The sequence below is a fragment of the Promicromonospora sp. MEB111 genome (assembly GCF_030209445.1).
GTDB lineage: Bacteria > Actinomycetota > Actinomycetes > Actinomycetales > Cellulomonadaceae > Promicromonospora.
Genome location: NZ_JARVSD010000016.1, coordinates 106,262 through 121,572 on the forward strand (window position 1 = coordinate 106,262; position 15,311 = coordinate 121,572).

A 15,311-nucleotide genomic window follows, 5' to 3' on the forward strand; every position below is an offset into this window, starting at 1 on the left:
ACGTCAGGAACCAGTCATGTCCTCATCCAGGTGGCGCCCAGCACCACACCGAGCGGCGCTCGCGGCGGGGGTGGTGACGCTCCTCGCGCTCACCCCCGCCGTCACGCTGTCCGCGGCGGCCCAGCCCGCAGCCGAGCAGGCATCGGCCCAGCAGGCGACAGCACACCCCCGCGAGCTCTCGCCCGTCGACGCCGTCGACCCCTTCATCGGCACCGAGCTCGACACCACGGAGAACAAGAGCAACGACGCCTACGGGAACACGTTCCCGGGCGCGACGGCGCCGTTCGGCCTGGTGCAGTCCAGCCCCACGACCTACCGCGAGGGCAGCAACGGCGAGAAGGGCGGGTACGAGTACACCGCCGACCGGATCCGCGGCTTCGGCATGACCCGCATCTCGGGCACCGGCTGCACCGGCAACTACGGCGGCTTCGACTTCCCGGTCCTGCCCTTCACGGGCGCCCTGCCCGAGGGCGCGCTGCCGACCGACCCGGCGGCGAACATCCGCGACTACTACCTGCCGTTCAGCCACGACGACGAGCGCGCCAAGCCCGGGTTCTACGAGGTCACCACCGGCAACGACGTGACCACGCAGCTCACCGCGACCGAGCGCACCGCCGTCAGCCGCTTCGAGTTCCCGAGGGACGCCGACGGCGCCACCCTGCTGCTCGACGTCGCCGGGTCGAACAACTCGATCCGGGCCAGCGAGGTGACGGTCGACGCGGAGCGCCGCACCGTGACCGGCACGGTCACGGCGGGCGCCGTCTGCAACCAGGGCACCTTCTACACGGTCCACTTCTCCGCGACGTTCGACCAGCCGATCCGCAGCCACGGCGTGTGGGACGACGGCCGGGTCACGCCGGGCCAGGACCACGCCGTCGGCACCGACACGAAGCACGGGACGGGGGCCTACCTCGGCTTCGAGCCGGGCAGCACCGTGACGGCCCGCATCGGCCTGAGCTACACGAGCGTCGAGAACGCCGCGCTCAACCGCGTCACCGAGGTGCGGCACAAGAGCTTCGACGCCGTCCGCGTGGGCGCTCGCAACGCCTGGCGCGACGCGCTGGGCACCATCGACGTCTCCGGTGGCGACGGCCCCGACGCCGGCTCGGACACCGACGCCGAGCGCACCAAGCTCTACACGGCGCTCTACCACGTGCTGCAGCAGCCGAACGTCTTCGAGGACGTCAACGGGCAGTACGTGGGCTACGACGGCGAGGTGCGCCGCGTGGAGAAGGGTCGGCACCTCTACGTGAACTTCGCCGGCTGGGACTTCTACCGCGGCCACGCCCAGCTCCTGGCGATGACGTTCCCGAAGGTCGCGGAGGACATCGCCCAGTCGCTCGTGCTCATGGCTCAGCAGACCGGCACCTGGTACGACGGCCCGACCTACAACCTGGTGCAGGCCCGCATGGCCGCCGACTCGCTGCCGATCGCGCTGGCCGCGATGGACGACTTCGGCGCAAAGGCCTACGACCGCGAGGCCGCGCTGGCCTCCCTGCTGGAGACCCAGTCCCTGCCCGGCGACACCAGCACCCGTCCGGACGCCTACCAGTACCTCGCCACGGGCATGATCGAGAACCGCAAGGGCGGCTTCGCCACGGCCCGCGTGCTGGAGTACTCGATCGAGGACTTCGCCATCGCGCAGCTCGCCGAGCGCCTCGGCGACAACAAGGCGCACGATGCGCTCATGGTCCGCGCCCAGTCGTGGCAGAACGTCTTCGACCCGGTGACGCGGCACATCCGCCCGCGCGAGCGCACGGGCTTCGACCGGTCCTTCGACCTGCGCGTGCGGGACGACGCGGCGGGCCGCGGTCAGTTCAACCAGTCCACCGGCTACCAGTACGGCTGGATGGTGCCGCACAACGTCGGCACGCTCGTCACCAAGCGGGGCGGGGCGGAGGCCGCCGAGCAGGCGCTCGACGTGCTCATGGAAGATCTCGACGCCGGCGCGTACACGCAGACCGGCAACTATCTCAGCAACGAGCCGTCCTTCAGCTCCCCGTGGGTCTACAACTGGCTCGGCAAGCCGCACAAGACCACGGACGTGCTGCACCGCGCCGTCGACGAGCTGTACGACACGACGCCGACGGGCCTGCCGGGCAACGACGACCAGGGCGGGCTGAGCGCCTGGTACGTCTGGGCCAACCTGGGCATCTACCCCGTGGTCTACGGCACCGCGGACCTGGTGGTGAGCGCCCCGCTGTGGGAGCGCATCACGATCGACGCCGCCGACAGCCGCCGGGACTACGAGATCGTGGCGCCGGGCGCGAGCAGCGAGCGCCGGTACACGACCGGCCTGCGGGTGAACGGTCGCGCGCAGAGCGCCTCCTGGATCGACTCGTCGTTCGCCCGCACGGGCGGCACGCTGCGGTTCAGCATGTCCACGACCGCCGGCACGTGGGGCGCCGGCGCGGACGACGTCCCGCCGTCGTACACGGAGGGGATGGACGGCCGGAACAACGTGGGCACCACCCACGACGGCCGCGGGAACCTGGGGTCGATCGACCTGAGCGACTGGTCGCTGTCGCGCGAGGGCCTGGCCGCGGCTGGCGCCACGCCGGGGGCGCGCCTGCCCCTGCGCGTGGACGGCGCGGACACCGGCGTCGCCTTCACCTGGCCCGACGCCGGCGTGGGCGAGCCGGACAACTGGATCGTCGCCGGTCAGCGCATCGACCTGGAGGACGCGCCGGCGGCGGCGGTCTCGTTCCTCGGGCTGGCCACGAACGGTCCCGCACGCGGTACGGCATACGTCGAGTACACGGACGGCACGCGCCAGCCGGTCGAGGTCGAGCTGACCGACTGGGCGGCGGGACCCTCGGCGGGCAACACCACCGTGGTCGAGGTGGCGGGCCGCAACAACCGCAACGGCACGTCGGGCACGGGCACCTTCCGCGTGTTCGCGACGCGGCCCGTGGCGCTGGACCCGGACAAGACCGTGGACGCCGTGGTGCTGCCCGCCTCGACGGACCACGGCATCATGCACGTGTTCGACGTCGCGACCGCGCCGGTGCCGGCCGGGACGCCGGCCGGCTGAACCCACCATGCACCTGCTGCCAGGGCCAGGCCGGTTCTGGCAGCAGGTGCGTGCTCGTCTCCGCCCGCACAGCGGGGCGCTGGCTAGCTGTGCTGACCGCGCGCGCCCAGGCTCGCGCGGACCGCCGGGTGCAGCATCAACGTGACCCCCGTCAGCACGGACACGATGTGCAGCGCGCGGATCACGGGGAAGAGCGGCGCGACGTCGCGCTCGAAGACGGTGGACCAGGAGGCGCCGTCGGCCAGCGCGGCGGCCATGGGCAGCAGCATCGAGGCCAGCCCCACCACGCCGAGGCCGAGCAGGAGGGCCCACCATGCCCACCGCCGGCCGCGGGCCAGGTACCAGGCGCAGGTCAGCGCGCCGGCGAAGATCAGGCCGCGTGCCACGACCTGGGTCACGAGGGCGCCGTCGGCCCCCTGCTGCGCCACGATCGAGGTGACGGCGACGACGGCCTCGGTGATCCCCGCCGCGACCGCGAGCGCGAACGCGCCGGCCGCGGCGATCCGGAGCGACCGGCCTGTGAGCAACGTGTGCGGTGCGGTTTCGGTCATGTGTCCATGCTGGTCAGCGGGCTTTCGGCGCACCAACCGGCTGTCCTCCGTGCTGCGCCGTGGGTTATCCCCACCCCGGCCGCGTGGGAAGATGCAAAGGTCATGAACTCCCGCTCCCCGCTCCCCCACCTGCGCCGGATGCTGCACGTGGGGCCGTACGGCGGGGAGCTGCCCGTGGCGCTGCGGGCCGCCGCGTCGGTGGCCGTGCCGATGCTGGTGCTGTGGGCGACGGGCCACCTGGAGTGGTCCCTGTACGCGACGTTCGGCGCGTTCACCAGCCTGTTCGGCCGCACGGTGCCGATCCGGCCACGCCTCGTGATGCAGGTCCAGGCGGGGGCCGTGCTGGTCGCGTCGGTGCTGGTCGGCACGCTGATCGCCGTGCTGGCGTCCGCCGTCCCCGGCACGGGGTGGGTGGTGGTGCCCGTCGCCGCACTCTGGGCCACGGGTGTGGCGATCGTGTCGCACCGGCTGCGCTGGCACCCGCCCGGGCCGCTGTTCCCCGTGTTCGCACTGGGCGCCTGCTCCTCCGTGCCGGCCGGGGCGGACCGGCTGCCGGTCGCCCTGGCCGTCGCGGTCGCCGCCGTCCTGTTCGCGCTCGCGCTGACGGCCGCCTTCGCGCGGTTCGAGCCGGGCCCGCTCCCGGCCGTCGCCACCGCCACCGGTACAGGCACGGCCACGGCCACGGGCCCGGAGTGGACGATCTCGCACTACCTCGTGCGGTACGCCGCCGGCGTGGCCGTCGCGGGCGGGATCGCCACCGCCGTCGGGCACCCCTACTGGGCCATGGTGGCCGCGGTGGTGCCGATGTCGGCCCCGGACGCGGCCGGGGCGCTGATGCGCGCCGCCCAGCGCCTCGCGGGCACGCTGGTGGGCGTGCTGCTCGCGTGGGCGCTGCTGACGGCGGGACCGCCGCCGTTGGTCGTCATCGCGGTCGCCGCGCTGCTGCAGGCCGGCGCCGAGCTGTACGTGGGCCGCAACTACGCCGTCGCGATGCTGTTCATCACGCCGCTCGCCCTGTCCATGACGCACCTCGCGCATCCCGTCCCCGTCGCGGGCCTCGTCAGCGACCGCGCCGTGGACACGCTCGTGGGCGTCGTCGTGGCCGTGGTGATCACGCTCCTGACCCACGAGCGACGGCAGGACGCCGCGGGCTGACGGCGGTCGCGCGTCACCGGTCGTACGGAGCGGTCAGACGTCGTCGGGCAGCCGCAGCGGCGCGACGGCGAGGCGGGCCAGCTCACCGATCGCGGCGTCCACCCGCGGCAGGTGCCGCTCCGGCCGCGCAGCCCGGGTCAGCACCACCACACCCACGGGATGCTCGTGCGGGAACCGTACGACGGCGGCCTCGTGCCGGAGCCGTCCGAGGGTGCCGGTCTTGCCGAGCAGCGTGACGTCGTCGTGCGGGAACCCGCTGCCCACCCGGTGCCGCCACGCCTGGTGGGCCAGCGCGTCCCGCACCAGGTCGTGGGCCGGGCCGGTGCGCGACCACAGGAGGCGCAGCACCTGGCCGACCTGCGCGGCGGTCCCGGCGCTCGCGAACGCCGGGTCGTACTGCGACGTCTCGGCGGCCCGGTCCGGGTCGGCGAGCGCCCGCTGGGCGGCGGCCCAGTCGCCGGTACCGGTGTCGCGCAGCACGGCGCGCGTCTCCTCGGCCGAGCCCTGCCGCACCAGGGTCTCCGGGAGGCCGAGCGCCGCCAGGTGCTCGTGCACGCGTGCGCGGCCGACCAGGGTCAGGAGCGCGTCGCCGCAGGCGTTGTCGGACACCGCGAGCATCAGCCGGACGACGTCGCGCGCGGTCAGCGACACGTCGTCGAGCAGCATCGCCACGCCCGTGGGGCCGGGCATGCGGGAGTCCGCCGGGAGGCGCACGGGCTGGTCCGCGGCGAGGTCGCCGGCCGCCACGAGGTCCGCCCAGACCAGCGCGAGCGGCAGCTTGTAGAGCGAGGCGACCGCGACGGGCTCGGCGTCGTCGAGGGCGACCGTCCCGGGCGGGCCGGTCAGCCGGGTCGCGTGGACCCGGGCCGTGACACCCGCGTCCCGCGCGACCTCCCGGAGCGACGCGACGACGGCGGAGGTGTCGACGGGTGTCATCGGGCCGGTCCCGATGTGAGCGCCCGCTCGATCGCGGCGGCGACCGCGTCGTGGTCCACCTCGGGCCGGCGCTGCGCGGCGTGCGGCACGGCGACCCGCAGCCGCAGCGGCGGGCACGACGGATCGCCGGGCTGCTCCACGGTGGTGGGCACGACGCCGACCGCCGCACCCGCCGCGACCAGCGCCCGGCGCTGTGCGGTGTCCCGCGCCTCGACCACCGCGCCGCTGTGCCCGGCGCGGCGCAGGGCGTCGACGAGCTGGTCGTGCGCGGGCGGCTGGTGGTGGCGGGGCGGGACGGCCACGGGCAGCCGGACCTCCGCGAGGCCGACGCCGGCACCCACGTCGACACCCTCCAGCCGGGTCGGCAGCACGAGCACCGGCCCCGCCGTCAGTCCGTCGAGCACGCCCGGGTGCCGCACGACGGCGACGTCGAGCAGACCGTCCCGCAGCAGGTCGACGAGCTCGACGCTGCCCGCGACCGTGGGCACCACGGCGCCGCCCGCGTTCGCGAGAGCCTTGGGGACGAGGTCGACGCCGACCGCCCGGAGCAGGCCGGGGACGGCGTCCTCCAGGTCGGCGGCGATGCCGAGGCGGACCTGCTCGGGCAGGGCGAGGTCGCGGGCGGCGACGACGAGGTCGTCCGCGGCGTCGAGCAGCTCGCGGGCGGAGGGCAGGAGCCGGCGCCCGGCGGCGGTGATGCGCACGCCGCGCGCGTCGCGGTCGAAGAGCCGCACGCCGAGGTGCCGCTCCAGCCGGAGGATGCCCTGGGACAGCGGCGGCTGGGTCATGCCGAGGTCGGCGGCCGCGTTGCCGAAGTGCCGGGCGTCGGCGACGGCCGCGAAGAAGCCCAGGTGCTTCAGGAGGTCCACGGCCCTGAGCCTAGGCGGGGGCCATATCAAGATCGACTCGGGTCGCGTCGGCAAGACTCTTTGACTCTCGCCCACGGCCTCGCGAAGGGTGTGCCGCATGACGACACCCACCACCTCGAACCGCGGCCTCAGCCGCCGCACCCTGATGACGGGCGCCGGGACCGCGGCCCTGGGCGTGCTCGGCGGTCTCGCCGGTACCGCCGTCCCGGGCGCGGCCCGGACGTCGGGCGCCGGCACCGCCGCCGACGTCGTCCCGGGGACCACGGCGGCCCCGGCCGGGTTCGCCACGTTCGCCTGGCTCGGCACCTCGGGCTGGCGCATCCGCACCCCCGCGACCACGGTCCTGCTCGACCCGTACGTCACGCGGTTCGACACCGGCCTGGCGGCCGGGACGTTCCGCGCCACCACCCGGCTGCGGGTCGACGCCGCCGCGCTCGACGCCGCACTCGGCGCGGCGGGGACGAAGGAGGGCGCCGTCGACTCCGTCCTGGTGACGCACACCCACTGGGACCACTTCGCCGACGTGCCCCACCTGGCCCGCACCCGCGGGGCCACCGTGTTCACCACGCTGACCGGGTACCACCTCGCGCTGGCCATGGGCGTGCCCCGGGAACAGCTCGCGGTGGTGCGCGGCGGCGAGGAGATGCACCTGGGCGACCTGGTGCTGCGCGTCGTGCCCTCGCTGCACAGCCGCACGGCGTCCGGCGGGCTGCTGTTCCCCGGCGTGCACACGCGGGTCCCGGCGCGGCCCCGCACGATCGCCGACCTGCCGGAGGGCGACACCCTGTCGTACCTGCTGCGCTCGCCGCAGGGCCGGTCCGTGCTGCTGCTCGGCGGCAGCGACTACGACGACCGGGCGCTGCACGGCCTGCGCGTCGACACGGTGGCGCTGCCCGTGCCGAGCACGGACGTGACCGCCGACTACGCGGGCCGTCTGCTCGCGGCGCTGGACGGCGTCGAGCAGGTCGTCCTGGTGCACTGGGACGACTTCGAGTCACCCCTGACCAACCCGCCGCGCGCCGACGAGCGCACGCGGGGCCGGATGCTGGACCTCACCGAGCGGATCGGGCGGCTCTCGCCCGGAACGCGCGTGGTGGTCCCGGAGTACGGCACGCCGCTGGACCTGCTGTGACGGCTCGCTGAGGCCTCACGGCCGGGTTCGCACCACCGCGCCACCCGCGTCCCGGCCGTCGAGCAGCTCCCGCACCACCGGCCCGATCACCGACGCCATGTGCGCGTAGCCCTCCGGCCCCGGGTGCAGGCCGTCGTCCAGCAGGTGCGCGTGCTCCGGCCCGAGCACCGCCCGCCCGTCGAGCAGGTGCAGGTCCGGGTCGCCGTGCGCGGCCAGGAGGCCGACCGCGTCGGCCACCTGGTCGCGCACCTGCGCGAGCGTCAGGCCCGCGCGACCCACGGCGTCCTCCCGCCGCGGCGAGGCGACCGGCGAGACCACCACCACGGGCACGCCGGGGTGCCCGTCGCGGACCGTGCTCAGGAACCCGAGCAGCGCCGGGAGCAGCGAGCGCGCGCTGAACGTGCCCGCACCGTAGACGTTGATGCCGAGGCAGGCCACGACGACGTCGGCGGGCAGGTCGCGCAGTACACGCGCGACCATCGGGTCGAGGTGCGCCTCCCCCGCGAACCCCAGGCATGTCAGGTCCAGGCCGAGCCCGCGCCCCACGCGCGCGGGCCAGGTGCGGGTCGGGGACGCCGCCTGCCGGCACTGCGTCAGCGAGCTGCCGTACGTCACGAGCCGGGGCCGGGCGGGCCCGCCGGCCGGCCACACCCGCGCCCCGTCGTCGACGGCGAGGCCCAGCAGCCGGAACGTCCCGAACTGCGGCAGCCACACCTCGACCCGCTTGTCTCCGGGCGGCAGCTCCACCGCGAAGCCCCCGTCCGGCCCGACCGGCACGGACGCGACGACGTCGCCGTCCGGTCCGGCGCCGTCCACCACCACGTCGAGCGGCACCTCGACCCCCTGGACCGCGGCGAGTCCGGCGAGCGTCCGGGCGTCGGTGCCGAGCACCAGCCGCACGCCCGCGGGCATGGCGGCGCGCGAGCGCAGGGCACCGCCGGGGAACAGCCCGATCCGGTCGTGCGGCAGCCGCCAGGCCCGCGACCAGCCCGGCGCGTGCTCGACCGAGACGGCACCCGCCCAGGTCAGGACGTCGTCGTCCGCCCGGATCTCGCGCATCCCGCCCTCGTTCCGTCGACCGGGTGAATACAGGGGTATCGGCCAGGATTTCCTTGACGGCCCGTTGCCCGGATCCATAGTGTTGCGTCGCACGACTTTAATACGTATTAAAGTCGGCTATCCGGCAATGGCGCCGGCTACCCGAGGAGTCCGCGATGACCCAACGTCGGCGTCCCACCCAGGTGGACATCGCGCGGGCTGCCGGCGTCTCGCAGGCGACGGTATCCCTGGTGGTCAGCGGCGGCCAGGCCAGCGGGCAGGTCGCCGAGCAGACCCGCCGGGCGGTGCTCGACGCCGCGGCGCGGCTCGGCTACACCGTCAACACCGCCGCGCGCAGCCTCAAGGGCGGCCGCAACCGCATGCTCGGCCTCTACACGTTCGAGCCCGTCTTCCCCGTGGACCAGCGCGACTTCTACTTCCCGTTCCTCCTGGGCGTCGAGGAGGCCACGGCCGCGTTCGGGTACGACCTGCTGCTGTTCAGCTCCGTGGGCACGGGCGAGCGCCGCATCTACTCCGGCGGCATCAACCGGCTCAAGGTCGCCGACGGCTGCGTGCTGCTGGGCCGGCACATCGACCGCGCGGACCTCGCCGACCTGGTCCGCGAGGACTTCCCGTTCGTGTTCGTCGGACGGCGCGAGCTGCCCGGCGCAGAACTGTCCTACGTGGCCCCGGACTACGTGGGCGCCACCCGCGACATGGTGCGCCGCCTGGCCGATGCCGGGCACCGCCGTCTCGCGTACCTGCGGCCCGCCGACCACCAGGAGCCCACGCGCGACCGCGAGGCGGGGTTCCGCGCGGGCCTGGCCGACGCCGGGCTGCCCGACCAGCCGGTCCACGAGATGCCGGACGACGCCGCCACCACGGCCACGCTGCTGACCGACCTGCTGCAGCGGTGGCGGGCCGACGGCGTGACCGCGCTGCTGGTCGAGCCGAGCGAGGACGACCAGACCGTCGCCGCCCTGGAGCGCGTCGCCGCCACGGCGGGGCTGCGCATCCCGGAGGACCTCTCGGTCGCCCTGCTGGGCGACCCCGCCCCGAGCGGCGCGCCGAGCACCGCACCGGGTAGCACACCGGGCACCGCCACAACCCCGTCCGGCCGCGACTGGACCCGCTTCACGCTCCCCCGCGAGGACATGGGCCGCGCGGCGGTGCGCCTCCTGCTGGAGATCCTGGACGCCGACGACGGCCCGCGCCAGCTGTCCGTCGCGTGCACGCCGGTCGACGGCGACTCGGTGGGGAGCCCGCGATGATGCTCGCGTTCCTGCTGCGGCGCCTCGCCGTCGGGCTGTTCACCATCTGGGGCGTGCTCACCGCGGTCTTCCTCGTCGTGCGCCTCGCGCCGGGCGACCAGGCCACGGTCGCCCTGGGCCCGGACGCCGCCCCCGAGCAGATCGCGGAGCTGCGGCACACGCTGGGCCTGGACCAGCCGCTGCTCGTCCAGTACCTGTCGTTCCTGGGCGACGCCGTGCGCGGCGACTTCGGCGAGTCGTACCGGTACGGCCGACCGGCCATGGACGCGGTGCTCGAACGGTTCCCCGCGACCGTCACGCTCACGCTGGCTGCCACGCTCGTCGCGGTCACCGTCGGCATCGTGCTCGGCGTGCTGGCCGGGCACCGGCCCGGCAGCCTCGTGGACCGCGCCACCTCCACGGTCACGCTGGGACTGCAGGCGCTGCCGCCGTTCTGGGTGGGCATCATGCTCATCCTCGTGCTCGCGCTGTGGCTGCGGCTCCTGCCGAGCGCCGGCGGCGGGGACCTGGAACACCTCGTGCTGCCCGCGGTCACCCTCGCCATCCCCTTCACGGCGCTGGTCGGGCGGATCACGCGCAGCGGCGTGGCCGAGACCATGTCCGAGCCGTTCGTGCGCACCGCGCGGTCCAAGGGCCTGACCGAGCGTGAGGTGCTGACCGGGCACGTCCTGAAGAACTCGCTGGTCCCGGTGGTCACCGTCGTCGGCCTCCAGGTCGGCACGCTGCTGGGCGGCGCCGTCGTCATCGAGACCGTGTTCGCCTGGCCCGGGCTCGGCAACCTCCTGGTCGGCGCGGTCGGCAACCGCGACTACGCGGTGGTGCAGGCCGCCACGGTGCTGATCGCCGTCTGCGTCGTCGTGCTCAACCTGGCCGCCGACCTCGCCTACGCCCGCCTCGACCCGCGCATCCGGCTGGAGGCCCGCCGATGAGACGCGCGGGTTCGGTCGGCGCCTGGGTCGTCCACGGGATCATCGGCGTCTACGTGCTCGCCGCCGTCGTCGGGCCGTACCTCGTGCCGTACGACCCGGTGGCCACCGTCGTCACGGAACGGCTGCTGCCGCCCGGCTCGGCCACGGCGGCCGGCACCGCCTGGCTGGGCACGGACGGCGTGGGCCGCGACGTGCTGGCGCAGGTGGTGCACGGGGCGCGCACGTCCCTGACCATCGGCGTGGTCGTGGTGGCGCTGTGCTCCGTGGTGGGCGTGGCGCTCGGCGCCGTGGCCGGCTACGCGGGCGGGTTCGCCGACGTCGCCGTGGCCCGCACCGTCGACGTGCTCATGGCGTTCCCCGGCATCCTGCTGGCCATCGTGATCGCGGGCCTCCTGGACCGCGGCACGGGCGTGGTGATCATCGCGCTGTGCGTGGCGGGCTGGATCGGGTTCGCCCGGCTGTCGCGCAGCGTCGCCCTGTCCGTCCGCGAGCGCGACTGGGTCGACGCCGCCCGGATCATGGGCGTGCGCACCCGGGTGATCCTCGGCCGGCACGTGGTGCCGTTCCTGGCGGGGCCCATGGTCGCACTCGCCACGATGGAGCTCGCCTCCGTCGTCCTGTCCGAGGCGGCCCTCAGCTTCCTGGGCCTCGGCCTTCCCCCGCACGTCGCGTCCTGGGGCCAGAGCATCGCGAGCGGCAAGGAGTACCTCGCCACCGCGTGGTGGATCTCGGCCTTCCCCGGCATCGCGCTCACCGTCCTGGTCGTCTGCATCGGCCTGGTCGGCGACCGTCTCACCAGACGTTTCGCCCAGCCCTGACTTTCGCCCAGCCCTGACAACGCCGCACCGGCGCTGCACCGTGTACGACCACCCGAGTACACCCATCCCGTAGATCCACCCGGCACACCCCTCCGGAAGGAACGAGCGATGAAGCTCAGCACCCGGCGCGCCGTACCCGCCCTCGCCCTCACCCTCACGCTCCTGGCCACGGCGGCCTGCGGCGGCTCCGACGGCGGGGACGACCCCGGCGGGGACGCTGCGGGCGGCACGCTCACCGCGGCCGGCCCCATCCCCATCGAGAACCTGGACCCGCACGGCCCGTCCAGCATGGACGCGGGCACGCAGCTCGCGGCCCGCGCCCTCTTCAGCCAGCTCGTGGTCAGCACCGGCCCCGGCGAGTTCACGGGTGACCTGGCCACCGGGTGGGAGCCGAACGACGACACCAGCCGGTGGACGTTCACGCTGCGCGACGGCGTGGAGTTCTCCGACGGCGAGCCGGTCGACGCCGACGCCGTGGTCGCCTCCTTCGAGCGCGTGCTGGAGCTGCAGGGCCCGCTGGCCGGCAACTTCGTGGACTACCAGGTGGAGGCGCCCGACGAGGCCACCGTCGTGTTCGACGCCGGCAAGCCGGACGCGTCGTTCGTCGCGAAGATCTCGTCGTTCTTCGTCACCCCGCCCGACGTCGACGAGGCGTTCTTCCAGGACCCGGTGGGCTCCGGGCCGTTCGTCGTGGAGTCGTTCGAGCCGGGTCAGGCGCTGCGGATGACGCCGAACCCGACCTACTGGGACGGTCCCCCGGCGCTGGAGGAGCTGGTCTTCCAGTCGATCCCCGAGGTCTCGGCCCGCATGACGGCACTCCAGACCGGCGAGGTCGACGTCACGTGGGCCATGCCCGACGACCAGATCCCCGCCCTGCAGGGCGACACGTCGATCACGGTCGAGAGCGTGGACAGCCCGGGCGTGCTGACCATGTGGATGAACAGCGCCGAGGAGACCCTGCAGGAGGCAGCGGTGCGGCGGGCGCTGTGGCAGGCGGTCGACTTCGAGGAGATCACCGCGTCGCTGTTCCCGGAGACGGGCTCCGCGGCCGACTCCGTGGTTAGCCCCGTGGTGCTGGGCTACGCGCCGCAGGAGCCGGTCACCTACGACCCCGAGGCCGCCAAGGCGGCCCTGGACGACGCCGGCTTCGACTACGACACGACGCTGCGCATGCAGTTCTCGCAGCCGCAGTTCCGCCAGCTCGCGCAGGCCGTGGCCTCGGACCTGGCCGAGATCGGCGTACAGGTCGAGCCGCTGGAGAAGGAGCAGGCGGTGTTCCTGGAGGACCTGCTGGCCCTGAAGTGGGACATCAACATCCAGCAGATCGGCTCGCAGGGGTACGACGCCGCCACGAACCTGGGGCGGCTGTACCCGTGCGCCGCGGGCCGCACCGGCTACTGCAACGAGGACCTCGACGAGCTGCTGGCCGCAGCGGAGGCGACCAGCGACACCGCCGAGCGGGAGGACCTGTACGCGCAGGCCACGCAGATCGTCTGGGACGACGCCGTGGGCATGTACCCGATGTTCGTGGGCATGCCGTACGCGTGGCGCTCGGGCGTCGAGGGCTTCGTGCCGGCGTCGGACAGCCTGCCGTACTTCACGCGCGTGACGAACTCCGAGAGCTGACGGGCACGCGGGGCTGACCGCGGGAGGGAGCACAGATGGCAGACCAGTCCGTCGCGGTGGTGACCGCCGACCGGCGCACCACCCCGATGCTCGAGGTGACCGGGCTCGGCGTCGCCCTGCCGGCGGGGGCGGTGGTCGACCGGGTCTCGTTCACCGTCCGGGCCGGGCACACCACCGGCCTGATCGGCGAGTCCGGCAGCGGCAAGACGATGACGGCGATGGCCGTCGTGGGGCTGCTGCCGGAGGCCGCCGTCGCCTCCGGCCAGGTGCGGTGGAAGTCTCAGGACCTCCTGACCGCGCCCGAGCGCCGGCGGCGGCAGGTGCGCGGCCGCGAGATCGGCGTCGTGTTCCAGGACCCGTCCGCCGCGCTCAACCCCATCCAGACCGTGGGGCGCCAGGTGGGCGAGATCCTGCGCCGCGACGGACTGGCCCGCGCCGAGGTCCGGGCACGCGTGCTGGAGCTGCTGGCGCGCGTGGGCCTGCCCGAGCCGGAGCGGCAGGCGGGCTCGTACCCGCACGAGCTGTCGGGCGGCATGCGCCAGCGCGTCATGATCGCCGTCGCGCTGGCCGGGCGGCCCGAGCTGGTCATCGCCGACGAGCCGACCACCGCGCTCGACGTCACCACCCAGGCGCGGATCCTGGCGCTGCTCGCCGACCTGCGCGACCGCGAGGGCCTGGCCATGATCCTGGTCAGCCACGACCTGCGGGTCATGGCGCACGTCGCCGACGAGGTGGTGGTGATGTACGCGGGCCGGGTCTGCGAGCAGGGACCGGCGCGCGCCGTGCTGGACCGCCCGTACCACCCCTACACCCGGGCGCTCGCGGGCAACGTCCCCGCGGTGACCAGCCGGACGGCGATCGCCGAGCCGCTCCCGGGCGCGCCCGCCAGCCCGTTCGAGCGGCCGTCCGGGTGCCCGTTCCACCCCCGCTGCCCGATGGCGCGGGCGCGGTGCGCCACGGAGGTCCCGGCGCTGCGTGAGATCGACGCGGGCGAGATCGACGCGGGCGGCGCCGCCCCGGACGGCGCCACCCCGGACGAGCCCGCGCGCCGCCGGCTCAGCGCCTGCCACTTCGCCGAGGAGGTCGGCCCGTGAGCGTGCTCGAGATCCGCGGCCTGCGCGTCACGTTCGCCGGCCCGCGCCGGTCGGTCCGCGAGCCCCGCACCACGGTGCGGGCGGTCGACGGGGTGGACCTGGACGTGGGCGCGCGGCAGACCGTGGCGCTGGTCGGCGAGTCCGGTTCGGGCAAGTCGACGGTGGCGCGGTGCGTGCTGGGCCTGGTCACGCCGCAGGAGGGCAGCATCACGTTCGAGGGGCGGCCCCTGGGGCCGGTGCGGCGGCGGTCGCCGGGGCTGCACCGGGCGGTGCAGATGGTGTTCCAGGACCCGGGGTCGTCGCTGAACCCGCGCATGACGGTGGGCGCGATCGTGCGCGAGGCGTGGCGGGCGCACCCGTCGGTGGCGCCGGCCGGGGACCGCCGGGAGGCACTGGCGCGCGTGCTGGCCGACGTCGGGCTGGATCCGGGGGTGGCCGACCGGCGGCCGTCCGCGCTGTCGGGCGGGCAGAAGCAGCGGGTGAGCATCGCGCGGGCGCTGGCGCTGCGCCCGCGGCTGCTGGTGTGCGACGAGGCGGTCTCGGCGCTGGACGTGTCGGTGCAGTCGCAGATCCTGCGGCTGCTGGTGGACCTGCGCGACGAGCACGACCTGTCGGTCCTGTTCATCACGCACGACCTCGCGGTGGTGCGGCAGATCGCCGACCGGGTGGCCGTGATGCACCGCGGGGTGCTGGTCGAGGACACGTCGGCGGAAGACCTGTTCACCACACCGGCGCACCCCTACACCCAGGCCCTCCTGGAGGCCGCCCGAACTCTGGAGGGTGCAGCATGACGGTCCCGCGCCCGGCTCAGTTGAGTGCTGGATATTCGCCCTCTCGGAACGATTCGAAAGGGCACAT

At 74.5% G+C, this 15,311-nt stretch carries 13 protein-coding genes; 9 read left to right on the top strand and 4 right to left on the bottom strand.

All coding sequences use genetic code 11. The features are described 5' to 3' along the window. The first annotated feature begins 16 nt into the window (after positions 1–16). On the top strand, positions 17–3,034 hold the full coding sequence (locus QRN56_RS19735) for a GH92 family glycosyl hydrolase (RefSeq protein ID WP_285106083.1): 3,018 nt from the start codon (positions 17–19) through the stop codon (positions 3,032–3,034). Between the two features lie 83 nt (positions 3,035–3,117). On the opposite strand, the gene QRN56_RS19740 is transcribed toward QRN56_RS19735, so the two are convergent. Continuing rightward, positions 3,118–3,585, bottom strand: coding sequence for a hypothetical protein (locus QRN56_RS19740; RefSeq protein ID WP_285106085.1), 468 nt, complete (start codon positions 3,583–3,585; stop codon positions 3,118–3,120). Between the two features lie 102 nt (positions 3,586–3,687). Here QRN56_RS19740 and QRN56_RS19745 point away from each other — a divergent pair, with 102 nt between their 5' ends. Then, positions 3,688–4,740, top strand: a complete 1,053-nt coding sequence (locus QRN56_RS19745; protein ID WP_285106087.1) for an FUSC family protein — start codon at positions 3,688–3,690, stop codon at positions 4,738–4,740. A gap of 33 nt (positions 4,741–4,773) precedes the next feature. Here the strand turns inward: QRN56_RS19745 and QRN56_RS19750 are convergent, their stop codons facing one another. Both QRN56_RS19750 and QRN56_RS19755 read right to left on the bottom strand, forming a co-directional pair. Next, a complete protein-coding gene (locus tag QRN56_RS19750; protein WP_285106088.1) occupies positions 4,774–5,676 on the bottom strand; it encodes a serine hydrolase in 903 nt (300 codons plus the stop codon). Continuing rightward, complete coding sequence (locus QRN56_RS19755; protein ID WP_285106089.1) at positions 5,673–6,545, bottom strand: LysR family transcriptional regulator; 873 nt, start codon at positions 6,543–6,545, stop codon at positions 5,673–5,675. The genes QRN56_RS19750 and QRN56_RS19755 overlap by 4 nt, the downstream gene beginning before the upstream one ends. A 97-nt stretch (positions 6,546–6,642) precedes the next feature. Here QRN56_RS19755 and QRN56_RS19760 point away from each other — a divergent pair, with 97 nt between their 5' ends. Next, complete coding sequence (locus QRN56_RS19760) at positions 6,643–7,677, top strand: MBL fold metallo-hydrolase (RefSeq protein WP_285106091.1); 1,035 nt, start codon at positions 6,643–6,645, stop codon at positions 7,675–7,677. 15 nt (positions 7,678–7,692) lie between these two features. Here QRN56_RS19760 and QRN56_RS19765 read toward each other — a convergent pair whose 3' ends face one another. Next, on the bottom strand, positions 7,693–8,736 hold the full coding sequence (locus tag QRN56_RS19765; protein WP_285106093.1) for a GDSL-type esterase/lipase family protein: 1,044 nt from the start codon (positions 8,734–8,736) through the stop codon (positions 7,693–7,695). Positions 8,737–8,891: 155 nt separating this feature from the next. Here QRN56_RS19765 and QRN56_RS19770 point away from each other — a divergent pair, with 155 nt between their 5' ends. The 6 genes from QRN56_RS19770 to QRN56_RS19795 all read left to right on the top strand — a co-directional run bounded on the left by QRN56_RS19770 (position 8,892) and on the right by QRN56_RS19795 (position 15,244). After that, entirely contained in the window at positions 8,892–9,986 is a 1,095-nt protein-coding gene (locus tag QRN56_RS19770) for a LacI family DNA-binding transcriptional regulator (RefSeq protein ID WP_285106094.1), read from the top strand. Further along, positions 9,983–10,915, top strand: a complete 933-nt coding sequence (locus QRN56_RS19775) for an ABC transporter permease (RefSeq protein WP_285106096.1) — start codon at positions 9,983–9,985, stop codon at positions 10,913–10,915. The genes QRN56_RS19770 and QRN56_RS19775 overlap by 4 nt, the downstream gene beginning before the upstream one ends. After that, the gene (locus QRN56_RS19780) at positions 10,912–11,733 is read left to right on the top strand and encodes an ABC transporter permease (protein ID WP_285106098.1); all 822 of its coding nucleotides are present in this window, start codon (positions 10,912–10,914) and stop codon (positions 11,731–11,733) included. The genes QRN56_RS19775 and QRN56_RS19780 overlap by 4 nt, the downstream gene beginning before the upstream one ends. A 108-nt stretch (positions 11,734–11,841) precedes the next feature. Further along, positions 11,842–13,359, top strand: a complete 1,518-nt coding sequence (locus tag QRN56_RS19785; protein ID WP_285106100.1) for an ABC transporter substrate-binding protein — start codon at positions 11,842–11,844, stop codon at positions 13,357–13,359. A gap of 35 nt (positions 13,360–13,394) precedes the next feature. Then, the gene (locus QRN56_RS19790) at positions 13,395–14,453 is read left to right on the top strand and encodes an ABC transporter ATP-binding protein (protein WP_285106102.1); all 1,059 of its coding nucleotides are present in this window, start codon (positions 13,395–13,397) and stop codon (positions 14,451–14,453) included. After that, positions 14,450–15,244 (top strand): ATP-binding cassette domain-containing protein, encoded by a 795-nt coding sequence (locus QRN56_RS19795; RefSeq protein WP_285106104.1) that lies wholly within the window; start codon positions 14,450–14,452, stop codon positions 15,242–15,244. Before QRN56_RS19790 ends, QRN56_RS19795 begins: the two co-directional genes overlap by 4 nt. Positions 15,245–15,311: the final 67 nt, after the last annotated feature.

Excerpts from the sequence above, each read along its gene's own strand:
- QRN56_RS19735 (WP_285106083.1), top strand. The coding sequence starts at position 17 with ATGTCCTCATCCAGGTGGCGCCCAGCACCACACCGAGCGGCGCTCGCG.
- QRN56_RS19740 (WP_285106085.1), bottom strand. The coding sequence starts at position 3,585 with ATGACCGAAACCGCACCGCACACGTTGCTCACAGGCCGGTCGCTCCGG.
- QRN56_RS19745 (WP_285106087.1), top strand. The coding sequence starts at position 3,688 with ATGAACTCCCGCTCCCCGCTCCCCCACCTGCGCCGGATGCTGCACGTG.
- QRN56_RS19750 (WP_285106088.1), bottom strand. The coding sequence starts at position 5,676 with ATGACACCCGTCGACACCTCCGCCGTCGTCGCGTCGCTCCGGGAGGTC.
- QRN56_RS19760 (WP_285106091.1), top strand. The coding sequence starts at position 6,643 with ATGACGACACCCACCACCTCGAACCGCGGCCTCAGCCGCCGCACCCTG.
- QRN56_RS19765 (WP_285106093.1), bottom strand. The coding sequence starts at position 8,736 with ATGCGCGAGATCCGGGCGGACGACGACGTCCTGACCTGGGCGGGTGCC.
- QRN56_RS19770 (WP_285106094.1), top strand. The coding sequence starts at position 8,892 with ATGACCCAACGTCGGCGTCCCACCCAGGTGGACATCGCGCGGGCTGCC.
- QRN56_RS19775 (WP_285106096.1), top strand. The coding sequence starts at position 9,983 with ATGATGCTCGCGTTCCTGCTGCGGCGCCTCGCCGTCGGGCTGTTCACC.
- QRN56_RS19780 (WP_285106098.1), top strand. The coding sequence starts at position 10,912 with ATGAGACGCGCGGGTTCGGTCGGCGCCTGGGTCGTCCACGGGATCATC.
- QRN56_RS19785 (WP_285106100.1), top strand. The coding sequence starts at position 11,842 with ATGAAGCTCAGCACCCGGCGCGCCGTACCCGCCCTCGCCCTCACCCTC.
- QRN56_RS19790 (WP_285106102.1), top strand. The coding sequence starts at position 13,395 with ATGGCAGACCAGTCCGTCGCGGTGGTGACCGCCGACCGGCGCACCACC.